This window comes from Leisingera sp. ANG-DT (genome assembly GCF_000813785.1).
In the GTDB taxonomy this organism is placed as follows: Bacteria; Pseudomonadota; Alphaproteobacteria; order Rhodobacterales; family Rhodobacteraceae; genus Leisingera.
Genome location: NZ_JWLE01000005.1, coordinates 26,187 through 41,895 on the forward strand (window position 1 = coordinate 26,187; position 15,709 = coordinate 41,895).

Sequence of the window (15,709 nt, forward strand, 5' to 3'; positions counted from 1 at the left end):
AGCGTATTGCCGGACGGGCTGCAAGCGGCGGGGTCATTCCAGGCCGGGTTCGTCCAGCAGGTGGCGGCCCTGGCGGTCCTCGACCTCGATCACCCAGAGGTCAGGGTCAAAGCTCCGCTGCCGGTTTATTGAAGCATCGACGTCCGTCTCCGCCCCCTCGGCCAGCGCATCCCATTTGCGGTCGCCGCTCATCAGGTCATAGGTGCGGTGAAAGGCGCGGGCCTGGCCGTCCAGCGTGTTGAGCTTGACCAGCACTGCGCCCGCAGTGTCGTCGCCATGGGAGGTGATGAAGGCCGGAATATCCTGGAACCGAAGGCGGGCCAGATAGGCGTCGACCCAGAAGCGGGCGGTGAGGCGGGTCATGCCGCCCCCCCGCCTGCGTCAGCGCTCAAGGAGCCTGCGGGAGCCTCCGGCGGGAGTATTTTCACAAAGGTGAAAAGCACGGGGCGCTTCAATTGCCGTCCTTGAAGTCGAGGCCCATTTCGGAATAGCGCTCTGCTTCTTCCAGCCAGTTCGGGCGCACCTTCACCTGCAGAAACAGGTGCACCTTGCGGCCCAGGAATTCCTCCAGCTCGGCGCGGGCGGCCTGGGAGACGGATTTGATGGTCTCGCCGCGCTTGCCCAGCACGATGCCCTTGTGGCCGTCGCGGACCACATAGATCATCTGGTCGACGCGGGCGGAGCCATCCTTGCGCTCTTCCCATTTTTCGGTCTCGACGGTCAACTGATAAGGCAGCTCCTGGTGCAAGCGCAGGGTCAGTTTTTCGCGGGTCATTTCCGCCGCGATCATCCGCATTGGCAGGTCGGCGATCTGATCCTCGGGGTAGAGCCAGGGGCTTTCCGGCAGCTTGCCCGCCAGCCACTGGCGCAGATCGTCGACGCCATGGCCGCGCTCTGCCGAGATCATAAAGGTTTCGGCAAATGTGTAGCGGCTGTTCAGGTCCTGGGTGAGGCCCAGCAGTTTTTCGGCCGGCACCTTGTCGATCTTGTTGATTGCCAGCGCCACGGTGCGGCCCTCGCCGATTTCGGCAAGGCCTTCGAGGATGGTCTCAACCCCTTCGGTGATGCCGCGGTGGGCCTCCACCATCAGCACGACGACATCGGCGTCCGCGGCACCGCCCCAGGCGGCGGCAACCATGGCGCGGTCCAGGCGGCGGCGGGGTTTGAACAGGCCGGGCGTGTCGACAAACACCAGCTGCGCGTCGCCCTCCATCGCCACGCCGCGGATACGGGCGCGGGTGGTCTGTACCTTGTGAGTCACGATTGAGACCTTGGCCCCGACCATGCGGTTCAGAAGGGTGGACTTGCCCGCGTTGGGCTCTCCGATCAGGGCAACGAATCCGGCGCGTGTGGTCATTTCAACTGGTCCTGTTTGCAGATCAGTGCCTCTACAGGAATTTACCCACAGGGGCCAGAGGCGTTTTCATTGGGCTTCGGCCAGCTTGCCCTATGTCAAAGACCTGTGGCAAATCCCGTGAAAGAACCACCGCGCCGAGCCAGTTCCACAAGCCAGGCCTTTATTCGAGTGCACATAAGGGGCCTGCCTGATGAACCGCCGGGATTTTCTGATTAGGACTGCTGCATCTGCCGGGGCGCTTGGCGCAGGCAGCTGGGGTTTGGCGGGTACCGGCGGGGCGCAGCAGTTGACCATTCAGCCTGCCAGCTTTGCCTTCCGTGACACGCCGACCGAAGGGCTGGTGAGCCTGTCGCCGGATGCGCCGCCGCCGGTTCTGTTTGGCACCCAAGGCACCCCCATGCGGCTGCGGGTGGAGAATGGCACCGAAGATTACACCGCGATGCACTGGCACGGGCTGCGGATTGCCAACGCGATGGACGGGGTGCCGTACCTGACCCAGATGCCGATCGCAGGTGGCGAAAGCTTTGACTACACGTTCACGCCGCCGGATGCCGGCACCTACTGGTATCACCCGCATTGCATGACCATGGCGCAGATGGCGCATGGGCTGACCGGAGTGATGGTGATCCGCGAAACGGAGGAGCCCGGGTTCGACGCCGATCAGGTAGTTAACCTGCGGGACTTCCGGCTGGATGATGCGGGCGCGTTCCTGCCCTATTACACTGCACGCGGCGCGGCCCGCGGCGGGACGCACGGCAATGTGCTGACTGCAAACTGGCTGCAGGCGCCGGTTTATGATCACCCTGCGGGCGGGTTGGTTCGGCTGCGGGTGGTGAACACCGACACCACGCGGATCTACAAGCTGCACCTGAGCACCGCTCAGTCGCTGATCATTGCCTGGGACGGGCATCCGGTGGCGGTTGAACTGCCCCTGCCCTCGGCCAAGGAGCCGTTGCTGGTCGGCCCCGGACAACGGGTGGAATTTGCAGTGCGGATGCCAGCAGACGAGGGGCAGTCGGCGGAGCTGCTTGCAGAACTTCCAGGTCAGCCCACCCGCACCATGGCGCGGCTGCGGTCTGTTGGCGCGGACCTGGCACGGGACTTGCGGGAACTGAAACCGCTGCCTGCCAATCCGGTTGCCCGGCCTGATCTGGCAAAGGCGGAGGTGCATGATTTCGTCTTTGGCTGGACGCCGGAGGGCGGGCCGCCGAATGATGGCTACTGCGGCTCCATGGGCTACAGTTTCTGGTCGATCAACCGCACGCCCTGGGCCGGAGATGCGGCCAAGGGTACTGGGCCGCTGGCCGTGCTGGAACGCGGCAAGAGCTATGTTTTGCGGCTGCGGAATGAATCGCCGAACCTGCATCCGATCCATCTGCACGGGCTGGCGTTTGTTCCGATCCGCTCCAACCTGCGGACACTGCCGCCGCTGGTGACCGATACACTGCTGCTGTTGAAGGATGAGGTGGCCGAGATTGCCCTGGTCGCCGACAATCCCGGCGAATGGGCGTTCCATTGCCATGTGATCGAGCATCAGAAAACCGGTCTGGCCGGTTACATCCGGGTGGTCTGACGGATCAGCCGAGTTGTTCCAGCAGCGCCTTGGCGGCGGCCTGTTCGGCCTGCCGCTTGGAGCCTGCGGTGGCCTGCGCCTCGGTGCCGTCTTCAAGACGGGCGGCAATGGTGAAGACCGGTGCGTGGTCGGGGCCGCTGCGGGAGACCTCCACGTAGGTAGGCACCTTCTGTCCGCGGGCCTGCGCCCATTCCTGCAGCGAGGTCTTGGCGTCACGTGCGTCGGTTTCGACCTGGTGGATACGGTTGCCCCACAGGCGCAGGATCACCTCCGCAGCAGCGTCAAAGCCCGCGTCCTTGTAAACCGCGGCAATCACCGCCTCCATCGCGTCGCCCAGCAGCGCCTGCTTGCGGCGCCCGCCGGACATCATCTCGGAGCGGCCCAGTTTCAGCACCGCGCCCAGGTCGATTTCCTTGGCAACATCGGCGCAGGCCTCCTTGCGCACCAGCGCGTTGAAGCGCGGTGCCAGCTGGCCCTCAGTGGCGGTCTTGTCATGCTCCAGAAGTGCGGTAGCCATCACCAGCCCCAGCACCCTGTCGCCCAGAAACTCCAGCCGCTGGTTGTCCTTGCGGGTGGAGGAGGAGACGGAAGCGTGGGTCACGGCACGCTGCAGCAGGTCGGGGCGGGCAAATTTGTGCCCGATCCGCTCCTCGAACGCGCGCAGTTCCTTGGACAGTTTCACTGGATCCCCTTGAAGAAACGGTCGCTGCGCCAGGTCCAGAAGTAGAGCATCGAGCGCCCGGCGGAGGAGAACATGATCCGGTCGGCGCGGCCGATCAGGTTTTCGTACGGCACGAACCCAACCCCGCCCGCGGACTGCGGCAGGCGGCTGTCCGAGGAGTTGTCGCGGTTGTCGCCCATGAAGAAATAATGGCCCTCGGGCACTTGATAGACGCTGGTGTGGTCTACGCCCTGGTTGGTGATGTTGAGCACAGTATGCTCATTGCCGCCGGGCAGGGTCTCGATCTGGCGCGACTTCTTGCAGACAGCGCCCTGACCCACCGGAGCGTTTTCACAGCGCGGCATCGAGCCTTGCGGGCCCTGCCGCTCCATCACTTCCTCGAACTCGCCTGCGTCCTGCAGCTTCACCGCTTCGCCGTTGATGAACAGCACGCCGTTCTTCATCTGAATCTTGTCGCCCGGCAGGCCGACCAGACGCTTGATGAAGTCGTTGCCGTTCACAGGGTGGCGGAACACTGCGACATCGCCGCGCTCTGGTTCGCTGCCAATCAGGCGGGTGTTGTCGCCATCCAGAAACGCACAGATTTTCTTGGCGTCGATGTTCACCCCGACCGCCGGGAAGCGGAGGCTGGGGCAAGAGGCGTAGGAATAGCCATAGGCCATCTTGTTCACGAACAGGAAATCCCCGATCAGCAGGGTTTCCTTCATCGAGCCGGACGGAATCCAGAAGGGCTGGAAGAACAGGGTGCGGAAAACACCGGCAATCAGCAGCGCGTAGACGACGGTCTTGATCGTCTCGATGATCGAACTGCTGGTCTTTGCTTTGGCCGTCATCAGGCTCTCCGGTTTGGTAACAGGGTCCGGGGCTACATGCGGGCCTGAGGGGGGCAAGTCAAGTTCCGGCGGATGATTCCGCCGGGTTCGCCGGGATCGGGCGTGCTTCGATCAGCACAAAGGCCTGCGCCCAGGGGTGATCATCGGTCAATGTCACGTGAATCACCGCCTCATGGCCGGGCGGGGTCATCTGTTGCAGCCTGTCGGCGGCCCAGCCGGTCACATGCATCACCGGCTGGCCGCTCCGCAGGTTGCTGACCGCCATGTCCTTCCAGGCGATCCCCATGCGCAGGCCGGTGCCCAGTGCTTTGGAACAGGCCTCCTTGGCGGCCCAGCGTTTGGCATAGGTGCCGGCCACATCGCGGCGGCGCTCGGCCTTGCGCTGCTCCACCTCGGTGAAAACACGGTTGCGGAAACGGTCGCCGAACCGGTCCAGCGTGCGTTGAACGCGTTCGATATTGGCGAGGTCGGTTCCGATGCCCAGGATCATTCTTCCAGCCGTTTCAGACCCAGTTTGATGCCATGGCCCAGGAACAGCCGGTTGACCATCAGGATGACCGCCAGCAGCAGCAGGAAGATCCCGGCGAGGAAAACAAACGGAATTGTCTGCCGCGCTTCAGTTACCATCGGACTGTTCCAGTAGAGCGGCAGCTGGATAATGGTCAGCAGTGCCACAACCGCGGTCATCGCCGCCGCACAGACCCAGGCATCCCTGCCCGGCAGGGGCGCGCGGGTGGCCTGGGCGATGCGCATGCCCTCCACGACCGACGCCACCATCGGCGGCAGCACCGTTGCCAGCCCAGCTGGCATGCCGATACCGAATTGCGCCAGCAAAAGACCTGCCAGCAGCATCGCAACAGAGGCCCCCATCCACCAAAGACCGTAACGGACTAGATTGACCTGCATATTCACTCCCCCCCGGCATCACAGCCATCCGGCCGCGCCTTTTCCGTCCTGCCCGGCTCATGCTCCTGGCAGATCTGTGTTGTTTCCTCGTCCCGAAGCGGCACATCCAGCAGCGCGCAATGGGCGCCCTGAGCAGACGCCCGGTGATGCCGGCAGCTGCGGCACAGACCGAAACTGCGCCCGCCGCGGGCCGCGATCATGCCCCTGACCAGCTGCTGCAGCGCATCCCGGACTTCTTCCATCTGGCTGGCTGGCAGGTCCACTTGCGGTGCAGCGTCCAGGGCCCCGGCCACGGCTTGGCCTTGCGGCGTGAGATCATAGCGCCGCGAGCGCCGGTCGCTGCCGCCTGGCCCTTCTTGCGCCAAACCCTTGGCAGCCAGCGACTTCAGCGTCTGGGAGACCGTGCCGCGGGTTGCTGACAGGTAGTCGGCCACCGCCGACGGGGTCCGGGAGAACCGGTTGGCCCGCGCCAGATAATCCAGCGCCGACGCCTGCGCCGGGTTGAGCCCGGCAGCCCGGCGCCCGGTGCCATGCAGGCGCGAGAGCCGGTCGAGCAGGCTGGCGATTTCATGTGCCGCAGTCATGCAAGCTTGATAGCGAGTCAAAATTACCATTGCAATACTTTCGACTCGATACTATCAAATGACATCGAGTCGACATCAAGGAGGTTGAAATGAAATTCGCATATTATCTGGCGGCGATTGCCGCTCTGGGTGCGGGGCAAGCGGCACAGGCCGGCGGCAGCCACGCTGCAACCGATGCAGAACCGCTGCTGTCGGACGCCAAGGAGGGGATAGCGCCGGACACTGACATCCGCAGCGTTCATGCCAGCCGCACTGGCGGGCATGTCACGTTCCGGATGGAAACCGGGGGAGAGGCCGGCAGCTCCGTGCCACCTGCCACAGGTTCCTTGAGTGGCGCCGGGGTACAGGCTTATGTCTGGCCGCTGTCGCTGGATCCCTCAGCCGCGGGTTTTGAAGCCGGCAGCGGCACGCTGGCGCTGGTTGCCACCGCGCATCCGGACTTTGACGACACACCGCTGTTCGACGAAAACGGCGATGGCGATCTGGCCAACGATGGTGCCGGCTGGCACAGCCATTGGGTGGTGCTGACCCCCAACGATGGCTGCGGCGAAGGCATGCTGTCGGTCAAGGACATCCCCGAAGGCGCAACGCCTGCGCTGCCGCCAACCTGGCCGGGACTGCCGCTCTACATCGACAGCCCCGGCTATTCTCCGGTCCTGAACGGCAAAGAAGTCAGCCTGGCGGTTCCACTGACAGAAGAGGCGCTGGCATTTGACGGGGTGACGGCCGGGTTGAAGGTCAATGCGAACATCCACGAGCCGCTGTTGTGCGTGACGGATGTGTTCGATATCGCTTCTGGCGACCTGAGCCTGCCCGGCAAGCTGGAATGACCTGATCTGCGGGAGTTAATCTGGCCCGGGGCAGTGGTATGCCTTGCCCCGGCCCCTTTCTGGCTGATCGTTGTCAGCCGCGCGCGGCGTCCATCAGGCGGCGCATTTCCTGCACTGCCGGGGTGAGCCCGCGAAAGATCGCCTCGCCGATCAGGAAGTGGCCGATATTCAGCTCGCGCACTTCCGGGAAGGCCGCAACCGGCTGCACGGTGTCATAGGTCAGCCCGTGACCCGCGTGCACTTCCAATCCCAGCGAATGGGCATAGGCGGACATCTCCCGCAGCGCCTCCAGCTCGCGGTCGCGGTCTTCAAACCGGCCCTCAGCGTGATAATCGCAATAGGCTCCGGTGTGCAGTTCGATTACCTCCGCGCCGATGCGGTGTGCGGCGTCGATCTGTTTCCGGTCAGCGGCGATGAAAATCGACACGCGGCAGCCGGCATCCCGCAACGGAGCGATGAAATGAGCGAGGCGGTTTTCCTCGCGCGCCACTTCCAGCCCGCCTTCGGTGGTACGCTCTTCGCGCTTTTCCGGCACAATGCAGACTGCGTGCGGTTTGTGGCGCAGGGCGATCTTCTGCATTTCCACCGTCGCAGCCATCTCAAAGTTCAGCGGTACGGTCAGCGCCTCCATCAGCGCATCAATATCGCTGTCGGTGATATGGCGGCGGTCTTCACGCAGATGTGCGGTGATGCCGTCAGCGCCGGCATCTTCGGCCAGCTTTGCGGCGCGGACCGGATCCGGATAGGCGCCGCCGCGGGCGTTCCGCACGGTGGCAACATGGTCGATGTTCACGCCCAGGCGCAGCTGATTGTCTGTCATGAGAGCACTCTCATCTGTCTGAAGTCAAAGCCTTGTCTCAAAGACTAGACAGACAAACTGCAAGAGCAAGCCTGCAGGCAATAATGGTACAATCAGGCAGGCGCTTTAAAGCCCGGTGTCGACCTCGGCGCGTTTCTTGATGGCCTCGAACTTGGCCTTGATCTTGGCCCGGCGGCGCTGCTGGTAGACCCGGATCACCGGCAGGCTGAGCACATAGCAGACAGTTGCGCAGATGATGCCCGGAATCACCCCGCCGATCATGTAGGGATAGAACACCTCATTGTAGAACAGGTGCAGCCCTTGCCAGTCGGCAGGGCGGTCCATGAACAGCGCAATCAGGTTGTCCTTCAGATCACCGCCAGCAGCCAGGAACTTGCCCACCAGGGATTTGTCGACTTCCTGGTCAAACTCCGTCCCCAACAGCCAATGCCCGGTCTGCAGCGACGCGACGCCAATCGGCACATAGGTCAGCGGATTGCCAAAGAACGTGGCGCTGAGCGAGGCCAGGATATTGCCGTTCATCATCCGCGCAATGATTGCAGCGACAAAGAAATGCAGGCCGTAGAATGGCGTGAAGGTGGTGAACACCCCCGCCCAGATGCCGCGGGCGATGCGTTCGGGCGAATCGGGCAGGCGCCGGACCCGGTGCTTCACATACAGGAACGCCCGCCCCCAGCCGCCGCGCGGCCAGAGGAAGTCCGCCAGCGCCCGGAGGGGCGGACGTCTGTCCCGGCGCCTGAATACCAAAGTTGTCCGTCCTTCCCAGTTCCCGGCCCAGTTCCCGGCTCAGAGTTTCAGCGGTTTACCCCGGAAAGTGGCGCTCTTCCGGCTTTTCCCGGAACCGCGCCACCGCGGCGACATCGCTTTCTGCTTCGAGCGTCAGCATCAGCGAGTGCAGCTGCTCCACATCCCGCAGCTCCACATTGATCATGAGCCGGTAAAAGTCTGGTTTCCTGTCTACAAATTCCAGGTCCGAGATATTGGCCTTTTTCTCGCCAATCAATGTGCAAATGCGTCCCAGCACGCCAGCGTCATTGCCGATGGTCAATTCCAGCGTGGTGCCATAGGCGGCCGGGTGGGTGCCGCTGTGCCACTGGACGTCCATCCAGCGCTCCGGCTGGTCCTCGAATTCGCCCAGCTTGTCGCAATCAGCGGCGTGCACCACCACCCCGCGGCCGCGGTAGGTGATGCCAATGATGCGCTCGCCCGGCAGCGGCTGGCAGCAGGTTGCGCGCTCAAAGCTCTGGCCTGGCTCAAGGCCGATCACTGCACGGCGCGGAGAGATTTCGTCGCCATCGCCGGTTGTGGTCAGTTCCGGGTAGACCGACTGCACCACATCATGCGCAGTGATTTCCGCGGCACCAAGCCGCGCCAGAAGCTCGTCCACGCCGCTGGCACGCAGGGCGCGGGCGGCGGTTTCCAGGGCCTTGTCGGTGGCCTTCTTGCCGACGTGCTCAAAGGCGGAGCGCGCCAGCTCGTGGCCCAGCTTGACGAACCGCGCCCGGTCCGCCTCGCGCAGGGCGCGGCGGATGGCGGTGCGGGCCTTGCCGGTGGTGGCAATTTCCAGCCAGCTGACCTGCGGGGTCTGCCCCTCAGCGGTGATCACATCGACCGACTGGCCATTGCGCAGCCGGGTCCACAAGGGCACCCGGATACCGTCCACCTTGGCGCCGACGCAGGAGCTGCCGATACGGGTGTGGATGGCATAGGCAAAGTCGATCGGCGTCGCGCCCTTGGGCAGCTTGATCACGTCGCCCTTGGGGGTGAAGCAGAACACCTGGTCCGAATACATCTCAAGCTTCACAGCTTCGAGGAATTCGTCGTGATCGTCCTCAGCGTCGAACTGTTCAGTCAGCGAGGCGATCCATTTTGCCGGGTCGACGGCAAACGGGTTCTCGGTGCGCACGCCGTCCCGGTAGGACCAATGCGCCGCCACGCCTGTTTCCGCCACATCATGCATCTGGCGGGTGCGGATCTGCACCTCCACCCGTTTGCCATCACGGCCCGACACGGTGGTGTGGATCGACCGGTAGCCGTTGGATTTCGGCTGGCTGATGTAGTCCTTGAACCGGCCCGGCACGGCCCGCCAGCGCTGGTGGATGGCGCCCAGCGCGCGGTAGGCATCCTCTTCGGACAGGGTGATCACCCGGAAGCCATATATGTCCGAAAGCCGCGAAAAGCCCTGATCCTTGGCCTGCATCTTGCGCCAGATCGAATAGGGTTTCTTGGCGCGGCCAAAGACCTCTGCCTCTATGCCCGCTTTTTCCAGTTCCAGCCGCATATCACCGGTAATCCGGTGGATCACGTCGCCGGTTTCACGTTGCAGGGTCACAAAGCGGCGGATGATCGACTGGCGGCCTTCCGGGTTCAGCACGCGGAAGGCCAAGTCCTCCAGCTCTTCGCGCATCCACTGCATACCCATGCGGCCTGCCAGCGGCGCATAGATGTCCATCGTCTCGCGCGCCTTCTGGGCCTGTTTCTCCGGGCGCATCGCCTTGATGGTGCGCATGTTGTGCAGGCGGTCGGCGAGCTTGACCAGAATGACCCGCAGGTCCTTGGACATCGCCATGAACAGTTTGCGGAAGTTCTCCGCCTGCTTGGTCTCACGGCTGGAAAGCTGCAGGTTGGTCAGCTTGGTGACACCATCGACCAGCATCGCCACCTCTTCGCCGAAACGGCGGGAGACTTCCTCGTAGTTGGCTTTGGTGTCTTCGATGGTGTCGTGCAACAGCGCGGTGATGATGGTTGCATCATCCAGGCGCTGTTCGGTCAGGATGGCGGCCACCGCCACCGGATGCGTGAAATACGGCTCGCCCGAGTGGCGGAACTGCCCGTCATGCATCTGCTCGCCAAACGCAAAGGCGTCCGCGATCCTGTCCGCGTTTGTTTTGGGATTGTAGTTGCGGACCAGAGCAATCAGGTCGTCAGGGGAAATCATGTCCGGTCCGCAGCCTCAATAGTCCAGACGCGCGCCTCAGCCCTGGCCCTGGGCCTCCATCAGTGCGCGCAGCAGTTTCTCTTCCGACATGTCATCGTCAGCCGGTTTGTCGTTGTCAGCGCCCATCAGCAGAGCCATGGAATCTTCTTCCGGCTCGTCAACTTCGATCTGGGTCTGGTTGCTCTCGATCAGGCGCTCGCGCAGGTCGTCGGCGCTCTGGGTCTCGTCGGCGATTTCACGCAGGGACACAACCGGGTTCTTGTCGTTGTCGCGCTCGACGGTGATCGGGGCACCTGCCGAGATCTCGCGGGCACGATGCGCAGCCAGCATCACCAGCTCAAAGCGGTTGGGCACTTTATCTACGCAATCTTCAACCGTCACGCGGGCCATCAGCGACTCTCCATATCATTCCTGGTCCAGAAGGCAGACATTTACGCCCATATCTTTCTCTTGACAAGGGCGGAAAACAACGCATTGCGCGGCTCAGAGCGGGGTCACTTCGGCCACGTCCTGCGCTGGCAGCTCCGCCAGCATCTCTGTCACGGTTTTCTGCAGCACCGGGTGGCGCCAGCGCGGCGCGATGTCGGCCAGCGGCACCAGCACAAAGGCCCGGTCCTGGATGCGCGGGTGCGGCAGGATCAGCTGCCCCGGTGCTGCCTGCATCTGGTGCTCCAATGGCAACCCCTGCCAGCGGGCATAGGCCGCCGCATCGGGCAGCACGGCGCCGTCATAGTCCATCAGGTCCAGATCCAGCGTCCGCATCCCCCAGCGCTGCTCCCGCACCCGCGCGAACTGCGCCTCGACCTGATGCAGCCGCGCCAGAAGGTCACCCGCGGACAGCGCGGTTTCCAGGGAAACCGCAGCGTTCACATAGTCCGGCCCGGCGCCGGCCGGGAAACAGGGGGTTTGAAAGAACCGCGACACGCAGCGCAGGGAAATCTCCTCCGACTGCAGCGCCCGGATGGCCTTTGACAGGGTGATCTGAGGCGCATCAGCGTCAGCTGGCAGGTTGCCGCCAAGAGCAATCAGCGCCGTTTTGCGGTTTACGGCCATCTTTGACCCTATTCAAACGGACAGTATACTTGCGGCAAATGACAAATAACTTACATTAAGTCTACCCGTTTCGCCGATTTCAAGCATTCACTCACGGAACCCCCGGCCGAGACGGATATACCGGAAGGAAAATTTTGATGTTTTACAAGGACGAACGGCTCGCGCTGTTCATAGACGGGTCAAACCTGTACGCCGCGGCCAAGGCGCTCGGGTTTGATATCGACTATAAGCTTCTGCGGCAGGAATTCATGCGCCGCGGCAAGCTTCTGCGGGCCTTTTATTACACCGCTCTGCTCGAGAACGACGAGTATTCACCGATCCGGCCTCTAGTCGACTGGCTGCATTACAACGGCTTCACCATGGTCACCAAACCGGCCAAGGAATACACCGACAGCATGGGCCGCCGCAAAGTCAAAGGCAACATGGACATCGAATTGACCGTCGATGCCATGGAGCTGGCACCGCGGGTGGACCATATCGTGCTGTTCTCGGGCGATGGGGACTTCCGCCCGCTGATTGCCAGCCTGCAGCGCCAGGGCGTGCGCGTTTCGGTGGTCTCGACCATCCGCAGCCAGCCGCCGATGATCTCTGACGACCTGCGCCGCCAGGCCGACAATTTCATCGAGCTGGAAGAGCTGCGCGACGTGATCGGCCGCCCGCCGCGCGAGCAGAGCGAACCGCGTTCCGCAACAGCCGCCCACGGCTGACCGGAGACGCTGGAAACAAACCGGAACAGGCATCAGATGGGGTGGCGCCTGTTCCGGAAACACTTAGTCGTGCGCGTGACCCTGGCTGTTGATCTGGTTGTGGCGCGCGATGACATCTGCGGGCCAGCGGCTTTTGACATAGGCAAGCACTTGACGCAGTTCCGCGTCGCTCAGCACGCCACCGAAGCCCTCCATGCGGCTTTTGTAGCCACCGCCAGCAATTGCCGCCACGCCTTTCCTGACCACTTCAAGCAACTGCTCATCCGGATGGTGCCACGCATGACCGGTCCCGTCCAAGGGCGGCGCGGGCAGATAGCCCTCGCCGTCCCGCGTCTGCCAGTCAGCCTCCCCCTGCAGGTCGCCCCCATGACAGCTGGCGCAGTTTTCCTCATAAACCGCACTGCCTGCTTCAACCTCAGCCGGATCATCATACGGCAGGATACTTGCAGGCGTGGCACCTGCGGAGGCAATGCCAAAACCCGCTTCGCCCGCTAGAACCAAAACCGCAGCCCGCGTGAATGCCCGTATCATTTCTGCCTCCCGTCCTGGCGTGCCGTAAAACTATCTGCCGCCTTCCGGCGCTGGAAGCTGAAATCACACTCGCGTGAAGCGCCCGCGGCACTGGACCTTGCCGCTCGAAGCGCTTACCTCTGGCGCGCAAGGAGACGCCCATGACCAAGCCAGCCCTGACCCTCTACCTCGCCGCGCCGCGCGGCTTTTGCGCCGGCGTGGACCGCGCGATCAAAATCGTTGAAATGGCGATCGGCAAATGGGGCGCGCCGGTCTTTGTGCGCCATGAAATCGTGCATAACAAATTCGTGGTCGACAGCCTGCGCGAAAAAGGCGCGGTGTTTGTCGAGGAGCTGGATGAATGCCCGGATGACCGCCCGGTGATCTTCTCCGCGCACGGGGTGCCGAAATCTGTGCCCGCCGCGGCCGAAGCACGCGAGATGATTTATGTCGATGCCACCTGCCCGCTGGTCTCCAAGGTGCACATCGAAGCCCAGCGCCACGCCGAGGCCGGGCTGCAAATGATCATGATCGGCCACAAGGGCCACCCGGAAACCATCGGCACCATGGGCCAGCTGCCTGAGGGCGAGGTGTTGCTGGTTGAGACCGCCGCAGACGTGGCGACGGTTGAGGTGCGTGATCCGGACCGGCTGGCTTATGTAACCCAGACCACCCTGTCGGTGGATGACACCAAGGGCATCGTTGCAGCGCTGGAAGAACGGTTTCCCAACATCATCGGCCCGCACAAGGAAGACATCTGCTATGCCACCACCAACCGTCAGGAGGCGGTGAAATCGGTGGCGCCCAAGGCCGACGCCCTCTTGGTAGTCGGCGCGCCGAATTCCTCCAACTCCCGCCGCCTTGTCGAAGTCGGTGCCAAGAACGGCTGCGAGTATGCCCAGCTGGTGCAGCGTGCCGAGAACATCGACTGGCGCGCGCTCGAAGGCATCCGCTCGGTTGCCATCACCGCCGGCGCTTCGGCCCCGGAGCTGCTGGTCAACGAGGTGATCGACGCTTTCCGGGAGCGCTATGAGGTGACCGTGGAAGTCGTGGAGACCGCGGTGGAAACAGTGGAATTCAAGGTGCCCCGCGTGCTGAGGCAGCCTGCGTGAGCGCACAGACCAGAGTGCATACTAAGTGACAGAAATTACACCCGCTTCAGGCGAACCGTGGTACGCCTAAGGTCCCGGGCATTATTTCTGGAGCCGTTTTCATGATCACGCTGCACTTTCTGATTACCGCCTTTGTCGTCGTCCTCGCACCGGGCACGGGTGTCATCTACACGCTGGCGCTTGGTCTCGGCCAGGGCTGGCGCGCTTCCATCTGGGCCGCAATCGGCTGCACCTTCGGTATCCTTCCGCATCTGGCCGCGGCCACGCTGGGGCTGGCGGCGGTGCTGCACAGCTCTGCTCTCTTGTTCCAGATCGTCAAGGCCGCGGGCGTGGCCTATCTCCTGTACCTCGCCCGGCAGGCGCTGCGCAGCGGCGGCGCGCTGGCTGTGTCCTCGAAACGCACCAGCCAGCCCGGTTGGAAAATCGCCTGGCGCGGCGCGCTGATCAACATCCTGAACCCCAAACTGTCGGTGTTCTTCCTGGCCCTGCTGCCACCGTTCCTGAGCGGCAATCCCGCCAGCGCCACGCTGGAAATGTCGGTACTCGGACTGGTGTTCATGGTGATGACCTTTGCCATCTTCGTGCTCTACGGGCTGTTTGCCGCCCAGGCCCGCACTTACCTCTTGAACAGCGAGCGGGTGCTGAAGTGGCTGAACCGCGGCTTTGCGGCCGTCTTTGCAGGCCTTGCCGCCCGGCTGGCCATGGAACGCGCCTGACCCTGCCCAGGAGAGATCCAGATGAGTGATGACAGAACCATCAGCGTCTACGACGACCGCGCGGCGGATTACGCCGAGCTTTTCACCGGCAGAACGGACCCGGGGGAGGAGGCTGATTTTCAGGCCTTCACTGCACGACTGCCCGAAGGCGGCACATTGCTGGACCTTGGCTGCGGCCCCGGCCATTGGGCTGCGCGTTTCCGGGATGCCGGCTTTCGGGTAGCTGCGCTTGATGCCTCGCCGGAAATGGCAGAGGCGGCTCGCGCGGCCTATGGGATTGAGGTCATTACCGCCGGGTTTCACGCGCTGGATGCAGAGGCGGTGTTTGACGGCATCTGGGCCTATTTCAGCCTGCTGCATGTGCCGCGGGAGGAACTTTCCGTTCACCTGACCGCCCTCCGCCGGGCGCTGACCGAAGGCGGCACGCTATGCCTGGCAATGAAACTGGGCGAGAGCGAGGGCCGCGACGAGCTGGGCAGGTTCTATGCGTACTACAGCGAGGACGAGCTGCGCGAAAAACTCGAAACCGCCGGCTTCACCCTGCTCGGCGCCCGCCGCGGCGAGGGCAAAGGACTGGCTGGCACTGCCCAGGAGTTCGTAGTACTGACGGCGCATGCCTGAATTATTTGCTTATACCGACGGCGCCTGCTCTGGAAATCCCGGCCCCGGCGGCTGGGGTGTTCTGCTGCGCGCCATGGACGGTGACAACATCGTCAAAGAAAAAGAACTGAGCGGCGGCGAGGCGGAGACCACCAACAACCGGATGGAACTGCTGGCCGCAATCAACGCGCTGGAAAGCCTGGCGCGGCCGTCCACCATCACCGTGGTCACCGACTCGGCCTATGTGAAGAACGGCGTCACCGGCTGGATCTTCGGCTGGAAAAGGAACGGCTGGAAGACGTCCAGCAAGAAACCCGTGAAGAATGTCGAGCTGTGGCAGCGCCTGGACGAAGCGCAAGCCCGCCACAAGGTGACCTGGGAATGGGTCAAGGGCCACGCAGGCCACCCTGAAAACGAGCGCGCGGATGAGCTGGCGCGCGCAGGCATGGCGCCCTTCAAGAAGAAGAAAAGCGCCTGATGCGCAGGGT

General features: G+C 63.3%; 20 protein-coding genes. 7 read left to right on the forward strand and 13 right to left on the reverse strand.

All coding sequences use genetic code 11. The features are described from left to right. Nucleotides 1–33 precede the first annotated feature (33 nt). Nucleotides 34–363 (reverse strand): DUF1491 family protein, encoded by a 330-nt coding sequence (locus RA21_RS05320; protein ID WP_019296595.1) that lies wholly within the window; start codon nucleotides 361–363, stop codon nucleotides 34–36. An 88-nt stretch (nucleotides 364–451) separates the two neighbouring features. Continuing rightward, complete coding sequence (era, locus tag RA21_RS05325; RefSeq protein WP_019296596.1) at nucleotides 452–1,357, reverse strand: GTPase Era; 906 nt, start codon at nucleotides 1,355–1,357, stop codon at nucleotides 452–454. A gap of 190 nt (nucleotides 1,358–1,547) precedes the next feature. On the opposite strand from era, the gene RA21_RS05330 reads away from it, so the two are divergent. Then, complete coding sequence (locus tag RA21_RS05330) at nucleotides 1,548–2,930, forward strand: multicopper oxidase family protein (RefSeq protein ID WP_039147116.1); 1,383 nt, start codon at nucleotides 1,548–1,550, stop codon at nucleotides 2,928–2,930. A gap of 4 nt (nucleotides 2,931–2,934) precedes the next feature. Here RA21_RS05330 and rnc read toward each other — a convergent pair whose 3' ends face one another. From rnc to RA21_RS05355, 5 genes are read right to left on the reverse strand one after another with little or no spacing between them, the layout of a single operon-like run. Beyond that, nucleotides 2,935–3,612: a ribonuclease III gene (rnc, locus tag RA21_RS05335; protein WP_039147118.1), complete on the reverse strand. Its 678-nt coding sequence runs from the start codon at nucleotides 3,610–3,612 to the stop codon at nucleotides 2,935–2,937. Beyond that, complete coding sequence (gene lepB, locus RA21_RS05340; RefSeq protein WP_019296599.1) at nucleotides 3,609–4,445, reverse strand: signal peptidase I; 837 nt, start codon at nucleotides 4,443–4,445, stop codon at nucleotides 3,609–3,611. The genes rnc and lepB overlap by 4 nt, the downstream gene beginning before the upstream one ends. A 58-nt stretch (nucleotides 4,446–4,503) precedes the next feature. Beyond that, on the reverse strand, nucleotides 4,504–4,935 hold the full coding sequence (gene acpS, locus RA21_RS05345; RefSeq protein WP_039147120.1) for a holo-ACP synthase: 432 nt from the start codon (nucleotides 4,933–4,935) through the stop codon (nucleotides 4,504–4,506). Continuing rightward, on the reverse strand, nucleotides 4,932–5,351 hold the full coding sequence (locus tag RA21_RS05350) for an ABZJ_00895 family protein (protein WP_152610496.1): 420 nt from the start codon (nucleotides 5,349–5,351) through the stop codon (nucleotides 4,932–4,934). Before RA21_RS05350 ends, acpS begins: the two co-directional genes overlap by 4 nt. A gap of 2 nt (nucleotides 5,352–5,353) precedes the next feature. After that, nucleotides 5,354–5,935, reverse strand: coding sequence for a MarR family winged helix-turn-helix transcriptional regulator (locus RA21_RS05355; protein WP_019296602.1), 582 nt, complete (start codon nucleotides 5,933–5,935; stop codon nucleotides 5,354–5,356). A gap of 89 nt (nucleotides 5,936–6,024) precedes the next feature. Between RA21_RS05355 and RA21_RS05360 the strand changes: the two genes are divergently transcribed. Continuing rightward, the gene (locus tag RA21_RS05360) at nucleotides 6,025–6,765 is read left to right on the forward strand and encodes a hypothetical protein (RefSeq protein ID WP_039147128.1); all 741 of its coding nucleotides are present in this window, start codon (nucleotides 6,025–6,027) and stop codon (nucleotides 6,763–6,765) included. A 73-nt stretch (nucleotides 6,766–6,838) separates the two neighbouring features. On the opposite strand, the gene RA21_RS05365 is transcribed toward RA21_RS05360, so the two are convergent. The 5 genes from RA21_RS05365 to folK form a co-directional block, all read right to left on the reverse strand. Further along, nucleotides 6,839–7,585, reverse strand: coding sequence for a pyridoxine 5'-phosphate synthase (locus tag RA21_RS05365; RefSeq protein ID WP_039147130.1), 747 nt, complete (start codon nucleotides 7,583–7,585; stop codon nucleotides 6,839–6,841). A 105-nt stretch (nucleotides 7,586–7,690) separates the two neighbouring features. Then, nucleotides 7,691–8,332 (reverse strand): DUF2062 domain-containing protein, encoded by a 642-nt coding sequence (locus RA21_RS05370; protein WP_019296605.1) that lies wholly within the window; start codon nucleotides 8,330–8,332, stop codon nucleotides 7,691–7,693. A 55-nt stretch (nucleotides 8,333–8,387) separates the two neighbouring features. Beyond that, entirely contained in the window at nucleotides 8,388–10,523 is a 2,136-nt protein-coding gene (locus RA21_RS05375) for a RelA/SpoT family protein (protein ID WP_019296606.1), read from the reverse strand. Nucleotides 10,524–10,559: 36 nt separating this feature from the next. After that, complete coding sequence (rpoZ, locus tag RA21_RS05380; RefSeq protein WP_019296607.1) at nucleotides 10,560–10,913, reverse strand: DNA-directed RNA polymerase subunit omega; 354 nt, start codon at nucleotides 10,911–10,913, stop codon at nucleotides 10,560–10,562. A 93-nt stretch (nucleotides 10,914–11,006) separates the two neighbouring features. Next, nucleotides 11,007–11,576, reverse strand: a complete 570-nt coding sequence (gene folK / locus RA21_RS05385; RefSeq protein WP_039147132.1) for a 2-amino-4-hydroxy-6-hydroxymethyldihydropteridine diphosphokinase — start codon at nucleotides 11,574–11,576, stop codon at nucleotides 11,007–11,009. Between the two features lie 137 nt (nucleotides 11,577–11,713). On the opposite strand from folK, the gene RA21_RS05390 reads away from it, so the two are divergent. Continuing rightward, the gene (locus RA21_RS05390; RefSeq protein WP_019296609.1) at nucleotides 11,714–12,283 is read left to right on the forward strand and encodes a LabA-like NYN domain-containing protein; all 570 of its coding nucleotides are present in this window, start codon (nucleotides 11,714–11,716) and stop codon (nucleotides 12,281–12,283) included. A gap of 63 nt (nucleotides 12,284–12,346) precedes the next feature. Here RA21_RS05390 and RA21_RS05395 read toward each other — a convergent pair whose 3' ends face one another. Next, nucleotides 12,347–12,814 carry a c-type cytochrome gene (locus tag RA21_RS05395; protein WP_039147135.1) on the reverse strand — a complete coding sequence of 156 codons (468 nt, stop codon included), beginning with the start codon at nucleotides 12,812–12,814 and terminating at the stop codon, nucleotides 12,347–12,349. A 140-nt stretch (nucleotides 12,815–12,954) separates the two neighbouring features. Between RA21_RS05395 and ispH the strand changes: the two genes are divergently transcribed. From ispH to rnhA, 4 genes are all read left to right on the forward strand, one after another. Continuing rightward, complete coding sequence (gene ispH / locus RA21_RS05400; RefSeq protein ID WP_019296611.1) at nucleotides 12,955–13,905, forward strand: 4-hydroxy-3-methylbut-2-enyl diphosphate reductase; 951 nt, start codon at nucleotides 12,955–12,957, stop codon at nucleotides 13,903–13,905. 101 nt (nucleotides 13,906–14,006) lie between these two features. Continuing rightward, nucleotides 14,007–14,621, forward strand: a complete 615-nt coding sequence (locus RA21_RS05405) for a LysE family translocator (RefSeq protein WP_039147137.1) — start codon at nucleotides 14,007–14,009, stop codon at nucleotides 14,619–14,621. A 21-nt stretch (nucleotides 14,622–14,642) separates the two neighbouring features. Continuing rightward, a complete protein-coding gene (locus RA21_RS05410; protein WP_039147139.1) occupies nucleotides 14,643–15,242 on the forward strand; it encodes a class I SAM-dependent DNA methyltransferase in 600 nt (199 codons plus the stop codon). Further along, nucleotides 15,235–15,699, forward strand: coding sequence for a ribonuclease HI (gene rnhA / locus RA21_RS05415; protein ID WP_039147142.1), 465 nt, complete (start codon nucleotides 15,235–15,237; stop codon nucleotides 15,697–15,699). Before RA21_RS05410 ends, rnhA begins: the two co-directional genes overlap by 8 nt. Nucleotides 15,700–15,709: the final 10 nt, after the last annotated feature.